Origin of the sequence: Glutamicibacter protophormiae (assembly GCF_016894325.1) — a bacterium.
In the GTDB taxonomy this organism is placed as follows: domain Bacteria; phylum Actinomycetota; class Actinomycetes; order Actinomycetales; family Micrococcaceae; genus Glutamicibacter; species Glutamicibacter protophormiae.
The window spans coordinates 952229-975026 of the sequence record NZ_CP069806.1 but is presented as its reverse complement, the minus strand read 5'-3'; the positions used below and the strand labels follow the sequence as shown (position 1 = coordinate 975026).

Genomic DNA, 22798 nt, shown 5'->3' with positions numbered 1-22798 from the left:
TCGCTACTCCGCCATCGGGATGCGCACGCCGCGCTCGCTGGCAACTTCTACCGCGCGCTCATAGCCGGCATCCACGTGGCGGATGACGCCCATGCCCGGGTCGTTCGTCAGCAGCGCTTCGAGCTTGGCCGCTGCCAGCTCGGTGCCATCGGCCACCGAGACCTGGCCGGCGTGGATGGAGCGGCCAATGCCGACTCCGCCGCCGTGGTGCAGCGAAACCCAGCTGGCGCCGGAGGACACCGCGGTCATGGCGTTGAGCAGCGGCCAGTCGGCAATCGCGTCCGAGCCATCCTTCATGGCTTCGGTTTCGCGGTACGGGGAGGCCACCGAACCGGAATCAAGGTGGTCGCGGCCGATCACGATCGGTGCGGAGACCTTGCCCTCGGCGACCAGCTTGTTGAACAGCAGGCCGGCCTTGTGGCGCTCGCCGTAGCCCAGCCAGCAGATGCGGGCCGGAAGACCCTCGAATTCAACGTGCTCGGCGGCCGCATCGAGCCAGCGGCGCAGGTGCTCGTTTTCCGGGAAGAGTTCCTTCAGTGCCTCGTCGGTCACGCGGATGTCCTCCGGATCGCCGGACAGGGCCACCCAGCGGAACGGGCCAAGGCCCTCGCAGAACAGCGGGCGGATGTAGGCCGGAACGAAGCCCGGGAATTCGAAGGCCCGCATGTAGCCGCCCTTGCGTGCCTCGTCGCGGATCGAGTTGCCGTAGTCGAAGACCTCGGCGCCGATGTCCTGGAAGCCGACCATGGCTTCGACGTGGGCGGCCATGGCGGCCTGGGCCTTTTTGGTGAAGCCGATTTCGTCGGCCTTCGCCTCGGTGTCCCACTGCTCCACGGTGTATTCCACCGGAAGGTAGGACAGCGGGTCGTGGGCCGAGGTCTGGTCGGTGACGATGTCGATGGAGATCTCGCCGGCCTTCTGGCGGCGCAGCAGTTCAGGGAAGACCTCGGCGGCGTTGCCGACGTAGCCCACGGACAGTGCGCGGCTTTCGTTCTTGGCTGCGGTGACCTTGGCGACGGCTGCGTCCAGGTCCAGCTCCACGTCGTCCAGGTAGCGCTTGCCCATGCGGCGGCGCAGGCGGTCCTCTGAGACGTCAACGATCAGGCAGGCGCCGCCGTTGAGGGTGACGGCCAGCGGCTGGGCGCCGCCCATGCCGCCGCAGCCGCCGGTCAGGGTCAAGGTGCCGGCCAGGGTGCCGTTGAATCGCTTGACACCGATGGCGGCGAAGGTCTCGTAGGTGCCCTGCAGGATGCCCTGGGTGCCGATGTAGATCCAGGAACCGGCGGTCATCTGGCCGTACATCATCAGGCCCTCGGCCTCGAGCTTGCGGAACTCGGGCCAGGTGGCCCAGTCGCCCACCAGGTTCGAGTTGGCGATCAGCACGCGCGGCGCCCACTTGTTGGTCTTGAACACGCCGACCGGCTTGCCGGACTGGACCAGCAGGGTCTCATCCTCTTCAAGATCGGTCAGGGTCTTGATGATGGCGTCGTAGGCTTCCCAGGAGCGGGCGGCGCGGCCGGTGCCGCCGTAGACCACCAGGTCTTCGGGACGCTCGGCGACCTCCGGGTCAAGGTTGTTCATCAGCATGCGCAGCGGGGCTTCGGTGGCCCAGGACTTGGCGGTGAGGGTGGTGCCGCGAGGTGCTCGGATGACCCGTGACGGGTCGTGCTGGGTGAAGCTCATCGAAATTCCTTCGTTCGTAATAATGAAGACGCAGGTTGGTGTTCTGCGGCCCGTTGCTTGATTTCCATCCAAGCATTCATACGAGCGGAAATGTGCCCTGAGGCACACTAATCAGTCTGGGATACGAGACTTTGATGCGATGTGGGCAGGAATCTTCTGATTTGCCGGACGGGGCGGTCCTTGCGCGGGGCGTCACCGCTGACAAGTTCGTCTTAACCGGCCGGACGTAGGCGGCGGGAAATTTCGGTTGCTGTTCTGGTCACCTCGGGAAGCCACTGGGACACCAGGTCTTCCAAGTGCACCGTTCTCTCTGCCGCGAGCCCGGGCGATGCGCTGCGGGCCGAAACCGCTTTGCCGGCTTTCGCCCTGTTGGCGATGGTCAGAGTCACGCTGGCAACTGCGTGCCCCGCGTGGTCCTTTACGGGGACGGCGATGGACGAGAACCCTTCGGTCACTTCGTCCTGTTCCCAGGAGTAACCCACCTCGCGAATTTGGGCCAGAAGTTCTTTGAGCGCTTCGACGGAATGAACTCCGGTCTCGTACCTCGTGGGAAAGGCTTCCGGGCCCGGGTACAGGGCCGCCAGCTGATCCGAAGAAAATGTCGCCAGCATGGCTCGCCCGCTGGCGGTGAGATGGGCCGGCAGCCTCACCCCGGGGTTGGTGACAAGTTCAGCTTGTCTTTTGGCACGCTCCTCAATGACGTAGATGACGTCGCGGCCGTGCATGATGGCCAGGTGCGCCGTGCGTTTGGTCCGTTCAACAAGCCGCTGCATCGGGAACCGCGCGATCCGTTGCAATGGTGCTTGCCTGGAATACCCCGTACCCAGTTCATGGGCGGTCACACCCAGCGCGTATTTGCGTTCCTCGGGCAGGTGGACTACAAATCCGTCATCGATTAATGCGGCCAGCAGGTGGTAGGTCGTCGACCGGGGCAATCCGACATCCCTGATGATCGTGCCGGCGCCGACAGAGCCCGCCTGTGCCGCGATATAACGCAGCACCGAGAGAACATTTTTTGCGGCCGGCACCTGCGGATGGTTGTTTTTCCCCATGCGCTGATCCTATGCGCATAGAAGGGGCTCCGCGCCTCCCCTGGCATTGGGGCCCACCGGCGAGCGGCTCGGCGTCCCATTGGTTGTTCCAGTTGGTTCCAGCGGCGGCAGCGCACGGTGTTGCTCCCGTGCACGGCAAATTGTAGCTAGCTCAATAAGTGTCAGGGCCCGCATTCACGAGTCCGGACGATTAGGCTCGAACCATGAGCCAAAGCAATGCCTCGCTGTCCACCGGAACTCAGATCCAGCTTTCTTCAAGCCCCAAGAAACCGTGGGGAGCAGCCCAGGGGCAGATCCGGGAAATCGCCAAGGGCATCCTGGCCGATGACGGATCACTGGCCACTGCTCCGGAAGGCGGTTGGGACTGGCGGATTTCGGTCGCATCCATCGAGAAAGCCGGGGACTTCACGCCCTACGACGGTTGCGATCGCACCCTCACGGTCATCGCCGGGGAGCTGCTTGAACTCACCGTCGACGACGCCTCGCAGGCGCTGGAGATCTACCGTCCCTTCAAGTTCCCCGGCGCGGCGGCCACCTCCGCGGCGCTGCCCACCGGGGAGATCCTGGCGCTGAACCTCATCACCCGCAACGGCAAGGTACGCGGCAACGTGCGCATCGTGGAGCTGTCGAAGAAACGTGAACAGCACCTGTTCGGCTCCCAGTTCGGGGTGCTGCTGCAGGGCAAGGCCAGCGTCCTGCGCGAGAACTCCGAGTCGGCGCTGGAGCTTCGCGACACCGTGATCGGCGGCGAAGAGGATTCGCCGCGCATCAGCGGCCGCGGCTTCATGGCGGTCATCTCACTGGATCTCACAGATGAATAAGTCCTCATACCCCGGACCTGAGCAAAGCCCCTTGAACAGAACAAAAATCTGGTCGCGGGGCCTTTTAAAGCTTGGATCAAAAAAAGAGCACCGGTCTGATTTGTCCCCCAAAGTTGGAACGAGCACCGTGAAAACAAACCGATGAGGGAACAAACCGGGTAGACGAGATGACTTGGCAGAGACCCCGGCACTCCGACCGGGGTGAATGGCTTGGAATCGAAGCCGGTCCCATGGCCATCTTTGGAGCCCCGACCCGCGACGAGGCCCTAGCTGTGGTCAAAGCCCGGGCATTGGCGAAGCTGCACAAAACTCGGGACTGCCGCGAAGGATCCCACCGGTCCTCGAATCTTCACGTATGTTCATTCGCGAAATCGCCCGGGGAAACCTGGCCATTGCAGCCGCAGGAGACTTCATGGGTTTTGCCTTCTGATCCCTGCGGTTCCGGGCAGACCCATGCCCACTGACAAATCAGAATGCGAAGTTCACCGTTGCCGAGCTAGCTGGTTTTCGATCGGGTCAATGCAAGGCCACCAGTCCCGTAGTACTTTCCGGACAAACGCCTCGCGGCTTCCGCGGCGTGATCCGCACCGAGTGCCAGGCGCTAGCAAGAATCGGGCAATGTGGTGAGGCGAGTCGGCACTGGAATCACGCAGTTTCCCAGAACAGTTCCGATTGCGTCGTCAATCAGAAGCTACGCGTTATTCGGAAAGCGCATCCATTGTCAGATCCTGCTGCGCTCCGGGATTCCAGACGCAGCTTGCCAGCATCCGGCTAATTGACCAATGCCTAGCTCCCCGGGCAAATGCCAAATGCATCGGGGAGCCGAGGGCCGAGTGCGCTGACGCAATCCACGTTGTCTCAACCCTTGGTGGCGCCAGCCAACAATCCGCGCACGAAGAACCGCTGCAGCGCGAAAAAAACGGCCAGCGGAATGATCATCGAGATGAAAGCACCTGCGGTGAGCAGTTCCCAGGATTGCCCGTACGTACCCGAGAGGTCCTGGAGCGCCTTCGTAATCGGCAATTCTCCACCCGAAGTGAAGACCGTTGCCACCAGCAGGTCATTCCATACCCAGAGGAACTGGAAAATTCCGAAGGAAGCAATGGCCGGCATTGTCAAGGGCAGGACGATTTTCGAGAAGATCTTCCCGTGCCCGGCACCGTCAACGCGCGCGGCCTCGATGACCTCATCCGGGATCTCCGAAATGAAGTTGTGCAACATGAAGATCGCCAACGGCAAGGCGAAGATCGTGTGGGCGATCCAGACCTTGGCGTAGGCTCCGTCCAATCCGTTGACTCCCAAACCGGGCAGGATGTACAGCCCGCCAATTTTCACGCCGTCCGAGAAGAGCTGGAGCAGCGGAACCAACGCCATCTGGATTGGAACGATCTGCAGGGCGAACACCAGCACGAAGAGCGTATTGCGTCCATTGAAGTTGATCCAGGCGAAAGCGTAAGCTGCCAAGCTGGCAATCAGGATCGGCACAATCGCCGCCGGGATGGTGATGACCAGCGAATTCAGGAAGGCTTTGGACAGCGGAAGGCTGTCGCCGGAGACAAAGGCCTGCGCGTAGTTATCCAGCGTGAACGACGGGTTGGACAGAGTCGTCCACCAGCCCGAGGTCTTGATGTCGTCAGCCTGCCTGAAGGAGGAGACGAACAGCCCGAAGGTGGGGACGGTCCACACTGCGGCAATGATGAACGCCGCAATCGTGGCTCCGCGGGAGGTGGTGGCTTTGCGCAGTTTCCCGCTGGTTCTCTCGGTGGCCACCCATAGTCGCCGAGAGGATTCGCCCACGGTGCTCATCGCATTGCCCCTTGCTTCTTATGCTGCCGGATGTTGTAGATGATGATCGGCAGCACCAGGATGAACAGGATGACGGCCAGGGCCGAGCTGTAGCCGGTGCGTGCCCCGAGCTGGAACTGGCGCACCATTTCGTAGGCCAGGACCGTCGTATCCGAGCGGCCGCCGGTCATCGATGAGACGATATCGAAGACCTTAAGCGAGGCAATGGAAATGGTGGTCAACACGACAATGACCGTGGAACGAATTCCCGGCAGGGTGACATTGGCGAAGCGCTGCCATGGGGTGGCTCCGTCCAGGGCCGCTGCTTCCAATTGCTCAGCGGGCACGCCCTTGATGGCCGCGGACAGGATGACCATGGCGAATCCCGCCTGTGTCCAGATCAAGATGACCACCAGGAACAACGTGTTCCACGGTTCAAGCCCAAGCCAGTCGACCGGCTTGGCGCCGAATGCCGTGATAATCGCGTTGAGCACGCCGATTTGATCGCCCTGGCGAACGTCGTAGAAGAACTTGAAGATGATCGAAGCGCCCACGAAGGAAATCGCCATGGGCATAAATACCAGAAGCTTGAAGAACTTCTCGCCGCGGCTCTTGTCGATGAAGACCGCATAGGCCAATCCGATGATGGTGGAGACCACGGGCGCCACCAGAACCCAGACCAAGGTGTTGAGCAGTGCGGTCAGGCCATCGGGGCTGGTGAAAACCCAGCGGAAATTTCCCAGGCCGACAAAGCCCGACCCGTCATTGGCCATGAAGGCGCTGATCGCGGTGCGGATCATGGGGTAGATCAACCCAATCGTAAGCAGCAGCATGGCCGGAGCCAGGAAGCCTGACAGCTGCAGCAGCGAGCCGGCGCCGGATCGGGAGCGCCGGTCCACGAAGAACAGCACCGCGCCGAGCACGGCGGCCAGCGCGGCCACCCACATCACCGAGTTGTACAGGCCCAGGACCAGCAGGATCGCTACCGGAACCACGACTGCGGCGAGAAAGCGCACCACGGCGAATGCGCGTCCGCCCTTGGTCGCTACCTCGACAAAGCCGAGGATCGCCGCGATCAGGATCGCGAAGGCAAACAGCACCACCGGCACCTGGATCAGCGGCGGGACGCCAGCAAGCCATTGGAAGAATTCGGACATGGCCTCAGCCTCCTGTAATCTCGCCAACGGCCGGGGTTCCCGGCCGTTGGCGGCTTGCAAGGTGGTGACTAGGAGTCATAACCGGACTGGATGTTTTCAAGCACTTCCTCGGTCGGCTTGCCGTCGATCCAGTCCACCAGCCCCTTCCAGAAGGAATCGGAGCCCACGCTCTTGGGCATCAGATCAGACCCGTCAAAGCGGAAGGTGGTGTTCGGATCCTGCAACAGTTCGACGGCAGAGCGCAGCAGGTCGCTGCTGGCATTCGCTGGATCGAGCCCGGAGTTGGCTGAGATCACGCCGCCGAGTGAGACTCGGCTATTGGCCCAATCCGCGCTGGCCAGGTATTCCTGGACCTTGGCGGTATCTTCATCGTTGGAGAAGGCTGCCACGAATTCGCCACCGCCGACGATGGATACCGGATCATCAGCCTTGACTGGCGGGGCGATGAAGGCCCAGACATCTCCGTCAGGTGCCACGGTAGCCTTCTCGCCATCGGCGTTCTTGGAATCGAGCACATATCCTTCCAGGAAGGACGCCTGGTGGGTCAGCGGGCAGGTTCCCTTGGCCACGACCGTTCCAACATCGCCGAAAGCGGTAGCGTTGATCGACTTCACATCTCCATATCCGGCGTTGACCTGCTCGGGGTCAAGCAGGATCTTTCCAACGGACTCGAAGGCGCTGGTAATCTCAGGCGAGGTGAATTTCAGCTCGCCGGCAACCCACTTGTCGTAGGCTTCGGGCCCGGACTGGCGCAGCACCGCGTCTTCAATCCAGTCGGTGCCCGGCCAACCCGACGCTTCGCCCGATGCGAATCCGGCGCACCAGGCCGGCTCATTGGTCTTCTTCGAGATTTCGGTGCCGAGTGCGGTCATCTCATCCCAGGTCTCCGGCACGTTCACGCCCCACTGCTCGAACTGCTTGGGTGAGTACCAAATGTAGCCCTTGACGCTGGCCATCAACGGCACGCCATACTGCACACCGTCGACCTTGCCGTAGTTCTGCCAGTCCTCGGACCAGTTGCTTTGCAGCTGGGCTTGCACCGCTTCGGGCAGCTGCTGCACCTTGCCCTGGGCCACGGTGGCCTGCAGCAATCCGGGCTGCGGGAAGACTGCCAAATCCGGGGTATCGCCGCCTTGGACCTTGATCCCGATCTGGGATTCGAAGTTCTTGTCGCCGGTGTAGCGGATCTTGATGCCGTTCTCCTCGGACCATTTAGCCCACGACTTTTCCAACAGTTCCGCTTCCAGTCCGGTGACCGGACCGTAGATGTCGACGACACCGTCGGCTTCGCCCACCTGGGCTCCGCCGTCTCCGGAGGCGTTGGGGTCATTGGGGTCTGCTCCGCCCGAGCAACCGGCCAGGAGCATGCCGATGGCCGCCATCGAGATAATCGGCGCGAGCTTCAGCCTACGTTGTGCTTTCTTCATGATGCCCTCCACGTTGACTAGTGCCTTGCCGAGTGAATCAGCCTGGCACGAACGATCCCCTCAATAGTGACGCAGATCATCGACGCGCGTCAACACTTAGGAATGAACAACGGGGATAAATTGGTGTGGGACGGTCAGCGCGGTGCCGGGCCCGTGCTGTCTCGGACGGTCATCAGCGGCGCGATGAGCTGTTGCATGACGTCTTGGGAACGGCCTTCGATTTTCTGCACCAGTGCGTCCACCGCTGCATAGGTGACTGCCTCACTCGGCGGTGCCACAGTGGTCAGTGCCGGGGCAACCATTTCGGCCGATCGATCGCCGACACCCAGTGCAATTACCGAGAGGTCTTCGGGGATGCGCAACGATGCCATGCCCGCGGCGTTGACGAAACCTGCGGTGGCGAATTCCTTGAGCGCCAGCACCGCGGTGGGGCGTGGTTGCAGGTCCAGGTAGGCATCCAGCGCCGCACGTCCACCGCGCGCATTGTTTTCCACCGGCACTTCCCGCATCGATATGCCGCGGACGCGCACGGCATCCGAGATGGCGCGGGCCGTGCGGATGGCCGGGCCGTTACCGGCTTCCTGGTCTTCCACGGATACGTTGATGTACATGATGGATTGATGGCCGAGGCCTGCCAGATAGTCCACCGCGATGCGCCCGGCCTCGGCGAAATCATTATCGACATAGGACAGGTCAGCGCTGTCATCGGGCCGGCCAATGGAAGCGAAGGCGATGCCTGCGCGGCGCAAGACATCGAAGCGCGGGTCATTGATCGATACTTCCATCAGCAACACCCCGGCCACCAGCTTCTGCCCGACCAGGCTTTCCAACCCCATGACGTCGGTCATTGGATTGGACCACAGCAGCATGTGATAGCCCAGCGCGCGGGCGCGCTCCATGGCGGCGGTGACGTATTCGAACTCGGTGGATGAATAGCCGTCCACGCTGGTGGGAAAGTGCAGGGCAAGGATCCCCCGGCGCGATCCGGCCAGGCCCTGGGCGAATGCATCCGGGGTATAGTTCAACTCCCGCATGGCCGCCAGGACCCTGGACTTGGTCGCCTCGGAAATGGTGCGCCGGCCGCTGATCACGTAGGACACGGTACTGGGAGATACGCCAGCCAAGCGCGCCACGTCATTCCTGGTAGCCATGAGCCCTCCGCCTTTGGTTATGCCAACTCGTCATCCCAATTGAAACACGGCGCCGGGCCAACACCGCTGGTCAGCGGCTGGCGACAAACGCCTGCACGCAAGCCTCGATGTCCTCGGCCGAGTGGGCGGCGGAGAGCTGCACGCGGATGCGCGCTGCGCCCTTCGGAACCACCGGGAAGCTGAAGGCGGTCACGTAGACGCCGTGCTCCAGCATCTTGCCGGCCACTTCTGCGGCCTTGACCGCATCCCCGAACATGACCGGGACGATGGCGTGCTCCCCGTCCAGCAGGTCGAAGCCTTCCTCGCTCATGCGGGTCCGGAAGAGCGCAGCGTTCTCGAAGAGCTTCTCGCGCAGCTCGCCCGAGCCCTCCACCAGTTCCAGCGCCTTCAAGGTCGCCGCCACGATGGCAGGAGCCAGCGAGTTGGAGAACAAGTACGGGCGGGCTTTCTGGCGCAGCATCGCAACGATCTCGCCGCGGCCGGAGACGTAGCCGCCCGAGGCGCCGCCCAGGGCCTTGCCGAAGGTGCCGGTGTAGATGTCCACGCGGTCAGAGACACCCGCGTGTTCCGGGGTGCCGGCGCCGGTGGCGCCCATGAAGCCCACGGCGTGCGAGTCGTCCACCATGACCAGCGCGTTGTACTGCTCGGCCAAGTCGCAGATGGCTTCCAGCGGAGCAATGTAGCCGTCCATGGAGAAGATTCCGTCGGTGACGATGATGGTGCGGCGGGCGCCGGCCCCGTCGTTCATGGCGGCCGCGGCCTTCAGCTGGACTTCCAGGTCTGCCATGTCCTGGTTGGCGTAGCGGAAGCGCGCGGCCTTGGACAGGCGGATTCCGTCGATGATCGAGGCGTGGTTCAGCGCATCGGAGATGATCGCGTCCTGCGGGCCGAACAGCGACTCGAAGACGCCCCCGTTGGCGTCGAAGCAGCTGGAGAACAAGATGGTGTCCTCGGTGCCCAGGAACTTGGAGACGGCGGACTCCAGTTCCAGGTGCAGGTCCTGGGTGCCGCAGATGAAACGGACCGAAGCCATGCCGAAGCCGCGCTCGTCCATGGCCTGCTTGGCGGCCTCGATGATGCGCGGGTCGTCGGCCAGCCCCAGGTAGTTGTTGGCGCAGAAGTTCAGCACCTTGCGGGCGTCCTGGCCCAGCGAACCGGCCAGGATGGACGCGGACTGCGCCGAGTCGATGTGGCGTTCGGCCTTGAACAGGCCCGCGGTGCGCAGCTCATCCAGTTCCCCGGCAAGCTGTTCCTTGAGGTCGGTATACATTCCCAATTACTCCTTGTTGATCCGAGCGATTCTTAGCTGCTGAAGACTGTCCAGTCCAGCACGACCTTGCCTCCGTGGCCGCCACGGGCTGCCTCGAAGCCCTGCTGCCATTCGCTGGCCGGCAGGAAATCGGTGACGACCGAGGAGATGCGCTCGCGCATCAGCTCGGAGCTGGTGAGCATGGCGCTCATGGCATACCAGGTTTCGAACATTTCGCGGCCGTAGATGCCGCGCAGGGTCAGCATGTGGGTCACGACCTTGCCCCAGTTGATGTCGATGGACTCGCTGGGCAGGCCGAGCATGCAGATCTTGCCGCCGTGGTTCATGTTCTCGATCATTTCCGGCAGCGCGGTCTTGTGTCCGGACATCTCCATGCCGTAGTCGAAGCCCTCGATCATGCCCAGCTCGCCCTGGGCGTCCTTGATGCGCTGCTTGGCGACGTTCACGGCCAGATCCACGCCCATGGTCTTGGCCAAGGCCAGGCGCTGCTCGGAGATGTCGGTGATGGCGATCTTGCGGGCGCCGATGTGGCGGGCCACAGCGGCGGCCATCAGGCCAATAGGCCCGGCGCCGGTGATCAGCACATCCTCGCCGACCATTGGGAACTGCAGGGCGGTATGCACGGCGTTCCCGAAGGGGTCGAAGATGGCACCCAGCAGAGGGGTGATGCGCTCGTCGCGATGCACGTAGACGTTGCTCTCCGGGATGGAGACGAACTCGGCGAAGGCTCCGTCGCGCTGCACGCCAACGGAGCTGACATTGATGCACATCTGCTTGCGTCCGGCTCGGCAGTTGCGGCACAGCCCGCACACCACGTGGCCTTCGCCGGAGACGCGGTCGCCGACCTTGACGTTGTGAACGAAGTCCCCGACCTCGACGACCTCGCCGTAGAATTCGTGGCCTGGAACCAGAGGGGTGTTGATCATGGCCTTGGCGGCCTCGTCGTAGGCTTCGATGTGCAGGTCGGTGCCGCAGATGCCGGTGGTCATGACGCGGATCTTGACGTCGTGGACGCCTACTTCCGGCTCCGGACGTTCAACGAGTTCCAAACCGGCGTGTGGTCCGGACTTGTACAAGGCTTTCATCAGGGATTCCTTTGATCAAGAAGCTGCGTCGTGGACACGAATTATGGGATCAGTTCAAGTGTCGCACCGTCCGGGCACGGATAACACCTTAGTTGATCATCGAAATACTGATCTGACGATTTAGTATTTACTTCATGGAATTACATCAGCTGAGGATCCTGCGCGAACTTGCCGATCTGGGGAGCGTCAATGCGGTGGCCAAAGCGCTGTATGTCTCCCCCTCGGCGGTTTCGCAGCATCTGGCCCAACTCCAGCGCAATTTCACCGCCCCGCTGACCATGAAGGACGGACGGCGCTTGGTGCTGACAGCTGAAGGCAGGCTGCTGGCATCCGCCGCGGCACACGTCGCCTCGACGCTCGCCGAAGCCTCGGCGAAGATCCAGACCCAGGACCAAGACCGACAGATGCCGGTCAAGGTCGCAGGTTTCCATTCCATCGGCCAGACGATCTTCGCTCCGCTGCTCAACTGGACCGAACGCGCCCTGCCGCCCCTGAGATTCTCCGACGAAGATGTCTCGCAGCAGGATTTCCCGGCACTGACCTCCGCCTATGATCTCGTGCTGGCGCACCGTATGCCCCATACCGCGCCGTGGCCGCAGAACCACGTTGCAGTCATCCCGCTGGCTTTCGAGCCGCTGGATATCGCGCTGCACCGGGATCATCCGCTCGCAGCGCACGCGGAGCTCTCCCCCGAACAGGTCATCGGCGAGCGCTGGGTCGTTTCGCGTTCCGGGTACTCCCCTGCCGACGTTCTGGAAACCATCGCGGCCCTGGCCGGACGCGCACCGGTGGTAGAGCACCGGGTCAACGACTACGCCACCGCCGGGTCGCTGATCGAGACCAGCGGCTGCCTCGGGATCCTGCCGCGTTATACCGCGCGGAAATCCTTGGGTGGCGCGGTGACTTTACGACCAATTCAGGGCCTATCAGCAGGTCGACAAATCGACGTTTTGGTCCGGGCGGAACACCTCCATCGGGAGCCGGTCATGGATGTCGTGGAGGCGATCCGGCAAACCATCAGGGGGCTTGTCGGAGCTTAGCCGAACACGCCATGGCAGGCTTCCCCCGCAGTCTTGGAGTCAGCCAAAGTTGGGCCGTGTGACATGGGGAAATACGCGCACCATGCCACGTGTTTTTTCCCAGTCATTTAACACTCTCTAGTGCTTGTGGGGTCCGTGGTGCAGGCCCATAATGAAGCATCATATTAATGGCAGGGGCAGCCACTTATTTTTTGGGGGCGATTCGCATGAGTCTCCGAATGCGTGCCATCGGTCTGGCCACGGCGCTTAGTTGCGTTCTGTGGGGAATCGGCGCGAGCGCCACGGGAACTTCTGCGAATACCTCACCACCGGCGCTCCAAGACACCCAGATCACCGAAACTATTTCGCCAGCAGCCGTCAGCCTGCCGTCCGTCATGGTGACGCTCGACGAGCTGAATCTGCGCATGGGAAGCGGAGTCTCCTTCGGAATCCTCGCAACGATGCCCAAGGGTTCCGTTGTCTCCGTCCTGAGCCGGGCAAGCAACGGCTGGTACCAAGTCATCTACAAGAGCTATACAGGCTGGGCCAGCGGTACGTACCTCAAGGCCACCACCCAGACCCTGCCGACGCAGCTCTACACCCAGGATGAACTCAACCTGCGTACCGGCAGCAACGCAACCTTTCCGATCGTCACCGAGATGCCGCGAGGAGCTCGGGTCGATGTATCTGCCCGTGCCAGCAGCGGCTGGTACAAGGTCACCTATCGGGGACGCACCGGATGGGCCAGCGGGTCGTATCTGAAGAAGACACCGCCTTCCACGTCGCAGGGCAAGGGACCCAACCGCGGACCTCGCGTGGTGCTGACCTTCGACGATTGCCCGCGCACCCTGGCGGCCCTCGACTCGGCCATCGGGTACGCAGCAAGCAATGACATGGGCTTGGTTCTCGCTCCGACCGGGGACTGCCTCTCCTCGTTCCGAAGCCGCTACGGCGTCGATTTGGCGGCCCGCGCCCGTGCCAAGGGCCAATGGGTCATCAATCATTCGGTGACGCACCGTGATTTGACCACGCTTCCCTGTGCCGGAGCGGAGCGCGAATTGCTGGGCACCGGCGTGCGCACCAATTGGGGCCGCCCGCCCTACGGTGCACTGGATACCGCGGCCCGGTGCGCTTATAGCAGCATCGGCATGAAGATCTGGACCTGGACCGTCGACACCCGTGACTGGCAGGTTCAGAACAAGGCGATCATCATTTCGCGTGCCTCCGCGGCACGGGCGGGTGACACTGTCCTGATGCACATGCAATGGCAGGGGTTCGCCCCGGATTCGCTGCGCCAGATCAAGTCGAACCTCGCAGCGCGCGGGCTCGGAGTCTGCCGTGCCTATCGCGGCACCAACGAGATCGGTGCGGTCGTCACTACCCCGAGGATGCTCCCCGATTCGCTTCCGTGTTAGTCAATGCCCGTCCGCTGGACCGAATTAGGTCAACGAACGGGTCATGTAGTTGCTGTATGGGTCCTCGCCATAGGACCCAAACGGGGAGCAGGGCTCGAATCCGTTCACGGCATACAGCCTTCGCGCCGCAGCGAAAAACTCCGCAGACCCGGTTTCAAGCGAGATTCGCGTGATACCCCGCTTCGATGCATCCTCTATAGCGTGCGCCAGCATCCGCGATGCGTAACCTCGCCCGCGCACCCCGGGGTGGGTGCGCATGCTCTTGAGCTCCTCATGTCCCGGTTCCAAGGGTGCCAGCGCGCAGGTGGCCGCAAGCTGGTCTGCGGATTGCCCTACCCACAACCTGACGCCCGGACGCTTCAGCGCTTCGATGCCCCACGCATGCTGTGACTCCGGCGGAGACTGGGGCGCCAAGTCGGAGTGATGCGCGGCAAGGAACGCGGGCAGCCGGGGGTCGGTGAAATCTGCTCGCCGGATAATCATCGTCATGATGCATCACAGTAGCAATGGGACGTTGCGCGAAAATTTCCAACGCATGACGTCGAGAAATATGCACCCTGCACTTCTCGTCCCATCCAATCCGCCACGATTACTCCGGTGCGTGGGTGCACAGAAGCGAGGATTGGTTCCGCTGTACCTGGACGGAATCGCCACCGTGTTCGGCACCCATGGCATCGCTGCGACGCTGGGCATGCTGGCTGCCGTTGGGTCTGGTGCGCTGGCTGTTGCCTGCACCGTGGCGGTGTCTGGCGGCGCAACAATGATGTGTTCCACCGCGTTGGCTGTGGCTCTGACGCAGGACACCGAATAGCCCTCACCTGCTTCCGGGATTCCCGCCTGCCTAGATTATCGGCGGCGCGGAGGGTGCCGGGACGATTTTCAGCGCGTACAGTATTCGCATGAAAATTCTTGACCCCGTCACCCTGCGCGGTGCGCATGTCACCCTTGAACCGCTGTCTCTGGACCACCACGACGAACTGGTGCAGGCGGCCAGCGACGGCGAGCTGTGGAACCTCTGGTACACCTCGGTGCCGCGCCCCGATGACATGTGCAAAGAAATCCGCAGGCGTCTGACGCTGCAATCGGAAGGTTCCATGCTGGCGTTCACCACTCGGCTCAACGATCCCGATACCGGCCTGCCTGGCAGGATCATCGGCATGACCACCTACTGCGGCATCGACCTCGGGCTGCCCCGCGTGGAGATCGGCTACACCTGGAACGCGGCCAGCACCCACGGTTCCGGTGCCAATGCTGAAAGCAAGCGGCTGCTGTTGGGTTACGCCTTCGAAACGCTGGGCTGCGAGGTCGTGGTGTTCTGCACGCACTGGATGAATTTCCAGTCGCGCATGGCGATCACGCGCCTGGGCGCCAAGCAGGACGGGGTGTTGCGGGCCCATTCGCGGATGCCTGACGGGTCGCTGCGCGACACCGTGGTCTTCTCGATCCTAAAAGCCGAGTGGCCTCAGGTGCGCAACGAACTGGATCGACGTATCGCCGCCCATTCTCGAGGACTTACACCACTCGCTCCAGACCAGATCCGCCCGTTGCCGGGCCGGATACCTCTGGGCTCACGGGAAAACCTGTGCGTCTCATGCCGGCGAAACGACAAGGCTTCCGAGAACAAACTATTGTTGAAGACGCGACACCGAATGGCCGCGGGCTGAGTGCCGACTCTGTCACCAGCGGCACAGCACATTCCACGCTTTCAACCGGATGGGAACCCCACGCCTTGCTTCAAAAATTCTCTGCCGTCCTTTTCGACTGCGACGGGGTCCTGGTGGATTCCGAGCTCATCACCAACTCCGTTCTGCGAGGCATCCTGCAGGAAAACGGATGGGACATCAGCATGGAAGACAGTATCAAGATCTTCATCGGCAAGGCGCTGAAGGACCAGTGGGAACCGATCTACCAGCACACCGGCGTGCGCATCGACGACACCTGGATTGCCGGCTTCCGTGCCCGTCGCGACGAAGCGTTGCGTACGCAGCTGCGCGCGGTGGAAGGATCCACGCAGGCCGTGGCGGAAGTAGCCAGCGCCTACGGTTCGAAAATCGCCTGCGTCACCGGTGCCGACCGCGCTAAGGTGGAAATGCAGCTTGCGCTGACCGGGCTCGACAAGTATTTCGGAGACCGGGTGTTCAGCGGTTTGGAGTTCCCGCGCAGCAAGCCGGCCCCGGACGTCTACTTGGCCGCTGCCGAAGCGTTGGGCATCGATCCCCGCGGGGCACTGGTCATCGAGGACACCGTTACGGGTGTCACCGCCGGAGTTGGGGCCGGGGCGACGGTCTATGGCTACTCCTCCGGAGGCCCGACCAGCACCGATCCCGGGGCACTGCTTCAGGCCGGCGCCAGCACGATCTTCACCCACATGGACCAGCTGGCGGATCTGGCCATCGAGGCGAAGTAGCACGACGGGCCAAACGACCCCGCAGGGCTCGGTGAACCATCTGGTTCGCCGAGCCCTGAGTTCATTTTCGGACTACTTAACTGCTTCGGCCTGCTGGTCGGCCTCGAAGTAGCGCACCACGTTCTGGTCCAGGGAAGGGATTTGCAGCGTCTGCCCCTGATCGCGCATCGAACGGGCGCCCAGATCCCCCCACGGCCACTGCCGCGCGGGCGTTGTTGTCCAAGACCAGCGGTTGGGGCAGGGCTTCGAGCATGCGCTGCGCAGGGACCTGCGACCATCCGGCTCCCGCGTTCTCGACGATCAACCCCTGTTCCCGATCCACGATGCCGCCGGTAGCCACCCCGGTGCCCAAGACCGGGCGTCCGTCGGCATGGTCCGCAACCAGCTTCTGTGCCTGGGCGATCACCAGCTCAAAGGCCGTTGCCGCGGCCATCCCCGAGTGCGGGACGAGCACGGAGGCCTTGGCAACTCCGTCCAGCCAGGTCAGCACGATACCCGTGACTCGCGGGCCGAGGTGGATCCCCATAACCAAGTTCGAGTCGGTGTCAACGCTCAGAGGAACCCTCGGACGGCCCTGCCCCGCGGCGACCGGCGCAGATTCGCTGATCAGCCGATGTTCCAGGAGGCTGGCGGCAATGCTGGTCACCGAGGCGACGCTGATGCCGATGGCATCCGCGATGTCCTTGCGCGAGCGCCCGGGCGCCGCGAAGATCTCCTGGAGCACCGACGCGAAATTCCTGGCACGAGCCGGATCGGTCTTGCGAGACATGTAGCGATGAGCCTTTCGAAGGGCCAATTGCCCCATTTTGGTTAGCATTGCTTATTCTGTCACCAATGAAGTGTGCCTTGCGCATCAGGCAGGCCAGCTTGCCTCCCCGCCAACTAGTGAAAAGTCTCCCGGCAAGTCATCGATGTTCAGCGTAAAAGAAGCTCTAGGGTTTCCCTGCCGACAATGCCCAACGGATCCTGTTCGGCCAGGCCCGATGTCAGGATCGCATATCGCAGGGCCCATCCCCGCGCCCGCAGCCACAACGGACTGCCTTCAAGCACACCATAATGGGCCATGAATGATTCTGTACCCGAGACGGTGAAATGCATCCACGCCGCACCAAGATCCGACGCCGGATCCCCGGTGCATAGATCCCCGAAATCAACCAGGGCTGCCAGTCGTATTTCCCGGCCGTGCTGTTTGATGATCGTGTTGTGGGGATGCGGATCACCGTGCAACCACAGCGGCGGTCCTTCATGCACCGGCGCTTCCACAGCTGCCCTCCACACTTCGACGGCGGCTGCCCGCTGTCCGGACGCCAATAAGGAGATTTCTCCACGCGTTTTAATGTCCAGTGTCTGCAATGGGCATCCACGATAGTCGCTGACGGGCCGGGGGTCCGTTGCCGGCTGGTGCAGTAGGCGGAAATAGGTTGCCAATTCCGGCGCGTATCCATCACGCAATGGGCGTCCGATTCTCGCGGCACTCTGCCCCGGAACATATTTCACCACTGAAAACGTAAAAGGGTAGGCCGCGTTTGGCTGTCCCTCGAAGACTATGCTCGCTACGTCCTGCCCGGTTTCCCGGACGAGTTTTGGCAGCCATTGACGTTCGTTTCGCCCGGTGGCCTCGCCCATTTTTCGTCTCGGGAGTCGAATCAGCAGTTCATCGCCTAGTCTGTAAACCTCGTTATCCCAGCCGGTCGCTACGTAGGATAGATCCCATCCGGCCCATTGCGGTACCTGTTCCTGAAGCAATTCGCGGACAAGGCTACGAGTGATTGCTACTTCTGCGGCTGGCAGCCCGGGCACGGCTGCAGAGGCTTCGGTCATTGATCCATCCTAGGCGAACCGTCCGGGTAGACTGGGCGCGACGTTCAAAAATACGTAGTCCACTACCGGTTTATCCAAACCCTTTCACTGACTAGTATCGGTCCTCGCGTCTTCAACGAGCAGCTCCCTGGTTGGGATCACACACGAAGTCCGCTGGATCTCAGATTGTCCTTTGAGCCGGTTGTTCTCCCCTGTGTCATCGCACCAATCCAACTCATGTGGGTAGGCGACGACCTGAGCTACCCCAGGGGCGGCCTTCGCATCGATAGTGTAGCGATAGCTGAATTCGCCATCGTCCTTCATCGGTGCTGTGGTGTGCAGGATCCGTTCGCCGGTGGCATCGGTGATCTCCAATTCAATTTCTGCCTGCGCTCCATAGGCCGGGTTGCACAGGGCTGGCGGCGCTGCGATCACCACCTCGCTGCCCGCCGGGGCTGATGCCGGGCTGATAGTGAAGTGCGGGGGCATACACGAGGTGTCAGCTTGTCCCCCGGGACCCCATGCTGTGCCGCATCCGGTGATCCCCACCAGCATCGCGGCACCCAGCAGTGTCCGCCCGGCCCGTGCATACAGTGGACTCACCCCTTGTTGCCCGTTCATGCCCGAAGAATATCAGCAGAAGCGCTCGCCAGGGAGGGCGACAACGAAGCCTGGTGTGCCATGCTCAGCTGCGGGTCGTCCGGACGATCCAGCTGCTGATGGTCGCCGGGCGTCTGATCTTCAAGGTGGTTGATGCCCCTGTTGAAAATCAGCGACGACGTCCTGTAGTTCAAAGGTTGCAGTCTCGACGGATTCCCAGTCGACTCGAATCATGGCAAAGGCTATCGATGCAGGAAACTGTCCGACATCAGTTGGCCAGCCCTAGTGACAGCGAGCTTGCGTGACGACGACGGCAGGTAGGGAGGTCTTGCGCCTGGCAACGTCGTTGTCCCGAGGCTGTCCCTCGACGCGGATCACTTCTGGCACTTCGGTAGAGACGTTGTCGGCAAGCACCTGCAGAACTACAGTTCCATGCCCAGCCCGCAGCATCCTGCAGCGGGCCCCAGATCGACCAGCGGTCCATGATCACTCAACTCTTCAATACTCGCTACGACGAAACAGCGGATCCCCGTCGCAGATCCAGTATCCCTGCGACGACGAGTTCCAGACCCAGCCATGGTGCACGAGTCTGGCAGCTTCCTCCGCGGACCGATGGCTACTCACGCGGGCTGGGTAGCTGCTCGATTCAATGATTTCAGAGGCATCGTTCTCGGTCAGATGATCAAAACTCATCAACACGGCGCAATTCTGTTTTCGCGGCAAAGCCGAATCACAGTTTCCCGATATTTTCTGTCCGATCAGACAGTAGATACCGGGTTGCCGGTTTCTGCTTCCGTGGTCAATGAAATGATGGAACTGGCTCAAAACTACAGCAAGAAATCGAACTTCATCATGACAATGTCCATCGTTCGCTATGCAGATTTATCGCCGCAATTATGGAAGAACGGCAAGGGTGTTACACGCACGCTCTTCAGCGACGACCTCGCGAACGGCGGCGACTGGACGTGGAAGATCAGCATTGCCGAAATTACCGGTACCCAGCCCTACAGTCGGTACCCGGGAATTCGACGCAGCCAGGTGGCGCTGGGTCCTGGCGCCGTCGATTTGGTCGTCAACAACCGCCAGATAGACCTGCCGGTAGAAGGCATCATCGTTTTCGAAGGCGAGGACGAGGTTGAGGCAACTCCGCGCAGCGAAGGATTCCTCGACCTGAACGTCATGGCACTTAGGGAGAACTGGGACCCGCAGGCATTGATCCTAGATTCAGCGGTCATTGAACCGAGCGCTGAAGTTCTCCAGATGCTCATTGCCCTGCATGATCACTGCACGGTCAATGGAGAACAGCTTGCCTACTTGGATGCCGTGAAACTTGTGCCCGGTTCCCCCGCTACAGCCACCGGCAAGTTCGTGCTCGCCTCGCTGGCACCCCAGTCCTGAGTTTTCTCTGCCTAACTATCGGCCCAGCGGTTTCGCTCTTTCCCGCGGTGCTTCTTCTACGCTGCCTCCCGCCCGGCAATCGGAAAAGACAGTTTGATTCAGCGACACCGTGCGCAGCTGTTGCCAGTCGAGCGTGTTCCTCATGGTGGGCAGGTTTAGTTGCCACCTAGCCGCCTGATCCCAAGCGGACCAGCCAGCATAGATCCTTTAGCTACCGCAGCGTCGCGAAATCACAGAAGTGGCGATCTACCCACAGTCCCACGATGGCCTTCCGCGCTACTGCGACTGAGCGTAATGTAACTACTGTAGGTACTTCGATCGGGGGTCAGAATGAACACAACATTTACCAGCCGAGAATTCAATCAAGACGTCTCTGCTGCAAAGAAAGCGGCTTTGCATGGTCCCGTGACCATTACTGATCATGGGCGCCCTTCGCACGTTTTGCTCAGCGTCGAGGACTACGACAAACTGCTGGGCTCAGACAGGAAACTTGGCGATATCCTCTGGAGCGGTCAGAACACTGAAATTGAGCTCGAAATTTCAGAACGTTCGGTGTCACGACCGCCGGTTGAGCTATGAACTATCTTCTCGACACGAACATTCTGAGCGACGCACGGCGGCGTAGTTCGCCGGCACTGAACAACTGGCTTTCCCAGCAAAGGATATCCGAGCTGGCGATTAGCGTTATCACTATTTTCGAACTTGAAAAAGGAGTTCAAAGGCTCGAACGCCGAGACAACGTTCAAGGTCGCTTGCTTCGAGAATGGCTTGAACACAGTGTTCGAACGACGTTCTCTCGCAAAATTCATCCGGTTACCGAGGAAATTGCAACAGTGGCGGCCGGCCTGCACGTGCCAGATCCAATGCCCGAAATGGATGCCCTGATTGCTGCGACTGCGCTTGTGCACGGGATGACTCTCGTAACGCGAAATACAAAAGATTTTAACCAGATTAGCGTCAGATTGCTCAACCCTCATGAACTTTGAGGGCTAGCGACGCCTGGATCTTCAATTTCCACGGCATCAGCTCCAGCTACCCGTTGTGCATAGTTGTCGCAGGACCAGGCAGGACAATCGCACCGCCACTCTGGACAACACCCAATACCAACGCGGCCGCTGTCCGTCCCTCGGTACCAACTTGCCGTCGAGAACCACCTTTAAGCACCGATGGCCCGCACTTCAAGAGTGCGGGCCATCGGACGTTGGTGAAGCTCGGGCTAGAGGCCCAGCTTCTCCATCACGATCTCGCGGACGCGACCGGCGTCGGCCTGGCCGCGGGTGGCCTTCATGACCGGGCCCATCAGCGCACCGATGGCCTGCATCTTGCCGCCCTTGATCTTCTCGACCACGTCAGGCATGGCGGCCATGGCGTCATCCACGGCCTTGCCCAGCGCGTCGTCGTCATTCACGACGGCCAGCGAGCGCTTCTCGACGATGTCCGTCGGGGAGCCCTCCCCTTCCAGCACGAATTCGAGCACCTGGCGGGCGATCTTGTCATTGATCTTCTTCGCTTCGATCAGCGAGTTCAGCTCAACGATGGTCTGCGGCGTAACACCCAGATCTGCGATCTCCTTGTCGGCGGCCTTGGCCAGACGGGCGATCTCGCCCATCCACCACTTGCGGGCCACGGCGGCGGAGGTGCCCGCGGCAATGGTCGCTTCGATCTCGTCCAGTACCCCGGCGTTCACCACGTCGCGGAATTCCTTGTCCGCGTAGCCCCAGTCGGCCTTCAAGCGCTTGCGGCGGTCTGCCGGCGGCTCGGGCAGGCGGGAACGCAGTTCCTCCACCCATTCGGCGGTGGTGATGATCGGCACCAGGTCAGGCTCCGGGAAGTAGCGGTAGTCATCCGCGTCCGACTTCGGGCGGCCCGAGGTGGTGGAGCGGGTGTCCTCATGCCAGTGGCGGGTTTCCTGGACGATCTTCGCCCCGGAATCCAGCACCGCTGCGTGGCGCTCGATCTCGAAACGCACCGCGTGCTCCACCGCGCGCAGCGAGTTCACGTTCTTGGTCTCGGTACGGGTGCCGAACTTCTGTGCGTCCTTCGGCATCAGCGAAACGTTGGCGTCGCAGCGCACGTTGCCGCGCTCCATCTTCGCGTCCGAGACACCCAGGTTCTTCACGATCTCGCGAACCGCCGCCACATAGGCGCGGGCCAGCTCCGGGGCGCGCTTGCCGGCGCCCACGATTGGTTTGGTCACGATCTCCACTAGCGGCACGCCGGCGCGGTTGTAGTCGACCAGCGAGTAGTCGGCGCCCTGGATGCGTCCGGCGGCGCCGCCCATGTGGGTCAGCTTGCCGGCGTCCTCCTCCATGTGGGCGCGCTCGATCTCCACGCGGAAGACCTCGCCGTCCTCCAGCTCGATGTCCAGCCAGCCGTCAAAGGCGATCGGATCATCGTACTGGGAGGTCTGAAAGTTCTTCGGGGTGTCCGGGTAGAAGTAGTTCTTGCGGGCGAAGCCGCACTTTTCGGCGATCTGGCAGTTTAGCGCCAGGCCGATCAGGATGGAGTACTCCACTGCGGTCTTGTTGACCACCGGCAGTACGCCGGGCAGGCCCAAGTCCACCGGGGTGACGTTGGTGTTCGGGTCGTCGCCGAAGGCGTTCGGGGCGTCGGAGAACATCTTGGTTTTGGTGTTCAGCTCAACGTGGACCTCGAAGCCGAGCACCGGATCGTAGCGATCCAGGGCCTCGTCGAAATCGACTAGTTCATCGGTGTAGTTGCTCATGAT

Annotated in this window: 21 protein-coding genes and 1 pseudogene; 9 read left to right on the top strand and 13 right to left on the bottom strand. The window is 61.9% G+C overall.

Annotated features, from left to right (window positions below; translation table 11 throughout):
• Positions 1 to 3: 3 nt before the first annotated feature.
• Both hutU and JQN66_RS04645 read right to left on the bottom strand, forming a co-directional pair.
• Entirely contained in the window at positions 4 to 1683 is a 1680-nt protein-coding gene (gene hutU / locus JQN66_RS04650; RefSeq protein ID WP_204676829.1) for a urocanate hydratase, read from the bottom strand.
• A 212-nt stretch (positions 1684 to 1895) separates the two neighbouring features.
• On the bottom strand, positions 1896 to 2735 hold the full coding sequence (locus JQN66_RS04645; protein ID WP_204676828.1) for an IclR family transcriptional regulator: 840 nt from the start codon (positions 2733 to 2735) through the stop codon (positions 1896 to 1898).
• A gap of 203 nt (positions 2736 to 2938) precedes the next feature.
• On the opposite strand from JQN66_RS04645, the gene JQN66_RS04640 reads away from it, so the two are divergent.
• Positions 2939 to 3556, top strand: a complete 618-nt coding sequence (locus JQN66_RS04640; protein WP_204676827.1) for a HutD/Ves family protein — start codon at positions 2939 to 2941, stop codon at positions 3554 to 3556.
• Between the two features lie 858 nt (positions 3557 to 4414).
• On the opposite strand, the gene JQN66_RS04635 is transcribed toward JQN66_RS04640, so the two are convergent.
• The 6 genes from JQN66_RS04635 to tdh all read right to left on the bottom strand — a co-directional run bounded on the left by JQN66_RS04635 (position 4415) and on the right by tdh (position 11431).
• Positions 4415 to 5362, bottom strand: a complete 948-nt coding sequence (locus tag JQN66_RS04635; RefSeq protein ID WP_204676826.1) for a carbohydrate ABC transporter permease — start codon at positions 5360 to 5362, stop codon at positions 4415 to 4417.
• Complete coding sequence (locus tag JQN66_RS04630; protein WP_204676825.1) at positions 5359 to 6498, bottom strand: carbohydrate ABC transporter permease; 1140 nt, start codon at positions 6496 to 6498, stop codon at positions 5359 to 5361. Before JQN66_RS04630 ends, JQN66_RS04635 begins: the two co-directional genes overlap by 4 nt.
• Before the next feature lie 68 nt (positions 6499 to 6566).
• Positions 6567 to 7925, bottom strand: coding sequence for an ABC transporter substrate-binding protein (locus tag JQN66_RS04625; protein WP_204676824.1), 1359 nt, complete (start codon positions 7923 to 7925; stop codon positions 6567 to 6569).
• Positions 7926 to 8059: 134 nt separating this feature from the next.
• The gene (locus JQN66_RS04620; protein ID WP_204676823.1) at positions 8060 to 9076 is read right to left on the bottom strand and encodes a LacI family DNA-binding transcriptional regulator; all 1017 of its coding nucleotides are present in this window, start codon (positions 9074 to 9076) and stop codon (positions 8060 to 8062) included.
• Positions 9077 to 9146: 70 nt separating this feature from the next.
• Entirely contained in the window at positions 9147 to 10346 is a 1200-nt protein-coding gene (locus tag JQN66_RS04615; RefSeq protein WP_188947581.1) for a glycine C-acetyltransferase, read from the bottom strand.
• A 32-nt stretch (positions 10347 to 10378) separates the two neighbouring features.
• On the bottom strand, positions 10379 to 11431 hold the full coding sequence (gene tdh, locus JQN66_RS04610; RefSeq protein ID WP_204676822.1) for an L-threonine 3-dehydrogenase: 1053 nt from the start codon (positions 11429 to 11431) through the stop codon (positions 10379 to 10381).
• A 134-nt stretch (positions 11432 to 11565) separates the two neighbouring features.
• On the opposite strand from tdh, the gene JQN66_RS04605 reads away from it, so the two are divergent.
• Both JQN66_RS04605 and JQN66_RS04600 read left to right on the top strand, forming a co-directional pair.
• Positions 11566 to 12471 carry a LysR family transcriptional regulator gene (locus tag JQN66_RS04605; protein WP_204676821.1) on the top strand — a complete coding sequence of 302 codons (906 nt, stop codon included), beginning with the start codon at positions 11566 to 11568 and terminating at the stop codon, positions 12469 to 12471.
• A gap of 206 nt (positions 12472 to 12677) precedes the next feature.
• Positions 12678 to 13865: an SH3 domain-containing protein gene (locus JQN66_RS04600; RefSeq protein ID WP_204676820.1), complete on the top strand. Its 1188-nt coding sequence runs from the start codon at positions 12678 to 12680 to the stop codon at positions 13863 to 13865.
• Positions 13866 to 13889: 24 nt separating this feature from the next.
• Here the strand turns inward: JQN66_RS04600 and JQN66_RS04595 are convergent, their stop codons facing one another.
• Positions 13890 to 14348: a GNAT family N-acetyltransferase gene (locus JQN66_RS04595; RefSeq protein WP_239464189.1), complete on the bottom strand. Its 459-nt coding sequence runs from the start codon at positions 14346 to 14348 to the stop codon at positions 13890 to 13892.
• A gap of 118 nt (positions 14349 to 14466) precedes the next feature.
• Between JQN66_RS04595 and JQN66_RS04590 the strand changes: the two genes are divergently transcribed.
• From JQN66_RS04590 to JQN66_RS04580, 3 genes and pseudogenes are all read left to right on the top strand, one after another.
• Entirely contained in the window at positions 14467 to 14676 is a 210-nt protein-coding gene (locus tag JQN66_RS04590; RefSeq protein WP_188947577.1) for a hypothetical protein, read from the top strand.
• 88 nt (positions 14677 to 14764) lie between these two features.
• A pseudogene (locus JQN66_RS04585) lies at positions 14765 to 15361 on the top strand (GNAT family N-acetyltransferase); the annotation flags it as partial.
• 233 nt (positions 15362 to 15594) lie between these two features.
• Positions 15595 to 16272 (top strand): HAD family hydrolase, encoded by a 678-nt coding sequence (locus JQN66_RS04580; RefSeq protein ID WP_239464141.1) that lies wholly within the window; start codon positions 15595 to 15597, stop codon positions 16270 to 16272.
• 76 nt (positions 16273 to 16348) lie between these two features.
• On the opposite strand, the gene JQN66_RS04575 is transcribed toward JQN66_RS04580, so the two are convergent.
• From JQN66_RS04575 to JQN66_RS04565, 3 genes are all read right to left on the bottom strand, one after another.
• Positions 16349 to 17041 (bottom strand): ROK family transcriptional regulator, encoded by a 693-nt coding sequence (locus tag JQN66_RS04575; protein WP_204676817.1) that lies wholly within the window; start codon positions 17039 to 17041, stop codon positions 16349 to 16351.
• Positions 17042 to 17187: 146 nt separating this feature from the next.
• Positions 17188 to 18093, bottom strand: a complete 906-nt coding sequence (locus tag JQN66_RS04570) for an aminoglycoside phosphotransferase family protein (protein ID WP_204676816.1) — start codon at positions 18091 to 18093, stop codon at positions 17188 to 17190.
• An 84-nt stretch (positions 18094 to 18177) separates the two neighbouring features.
• Complete coding sequence (locus tag JQN66_RS04565) at positions 18178 to 18561, bottom strand: hypothetical protein (RefSeq protein ID WP_204676815.1); 384 nt, start codon at positions 18559 to 18561, stop codon at positions 18178 to 18180.
• A gap of 687 nt (positions 18562 to 19248) precedes the next feature.
• Here JQN66_RS04565 and JQN66_RS04560 point away from each other — a divergent pair.
• From JQN66_RS04560 to JQN66_RS04550, 3 genes are all read left to right on the top strand, one after another.
• Positions 19249 to 20070 carry a HutD/Ves family protein gene (locus JQN66_RS04560; protein ID WP_204676814.1) on the top strand — a complete coding sequence of 274 codons (822 nt, stop codon included), beginning with the start codon at positions 19249 to 19251 and terminating at the stop codon, positions 20068 to 20070.
• A 330-nt stretch (positions 20071 to 20400) separates the two neighbouring features.
• Complete coding sequence (locus tag JQN66_RS04555) at positions 20401 to 20649, top strand: type II toxin-antitoxin system Phd/YefM family antitoxin (RefSeq protein WP_188947570.1); 249 nt, start codon at positions 20401 to 20403, stop codon at positions 20647 to 20649.
• Positions 20646 to 21056, top strand: coding sequence for a type II toxin-antitoxin system VapC family toxin (locus tag JQN66_RS04550; protein WP_161447715.1), 411 nt, complete (start codon positions 20646 to 20648; stop codon positions 21054 to 21056). Before JQN66_RS04555 ends, JQN66_RS04550 begins: the two co-directional genes overlap by 4 nt.
• Positions 21057 to 21286: 230 nt before the next feature.
• Here the strand turns inward: JQN66_RS04550 and gatB are convergent, their stop codons facing one another.
• Positions 21287 to 22795 (bottom strand): Asp-tRNA(Asn)/Glu-tRNA(Gln) amidotransferase subunit GatB, encoded by a 1509-nt coding sequence (gene gatB, locus JQN66_RS04545; protein WP_204676813.1) that lies wholly within the window; start codon positions 22793 to 22795, stop codon positions 21287 to 21289.
• Positions 22796 to 22798: the final 3 nt, after the last annotated feature.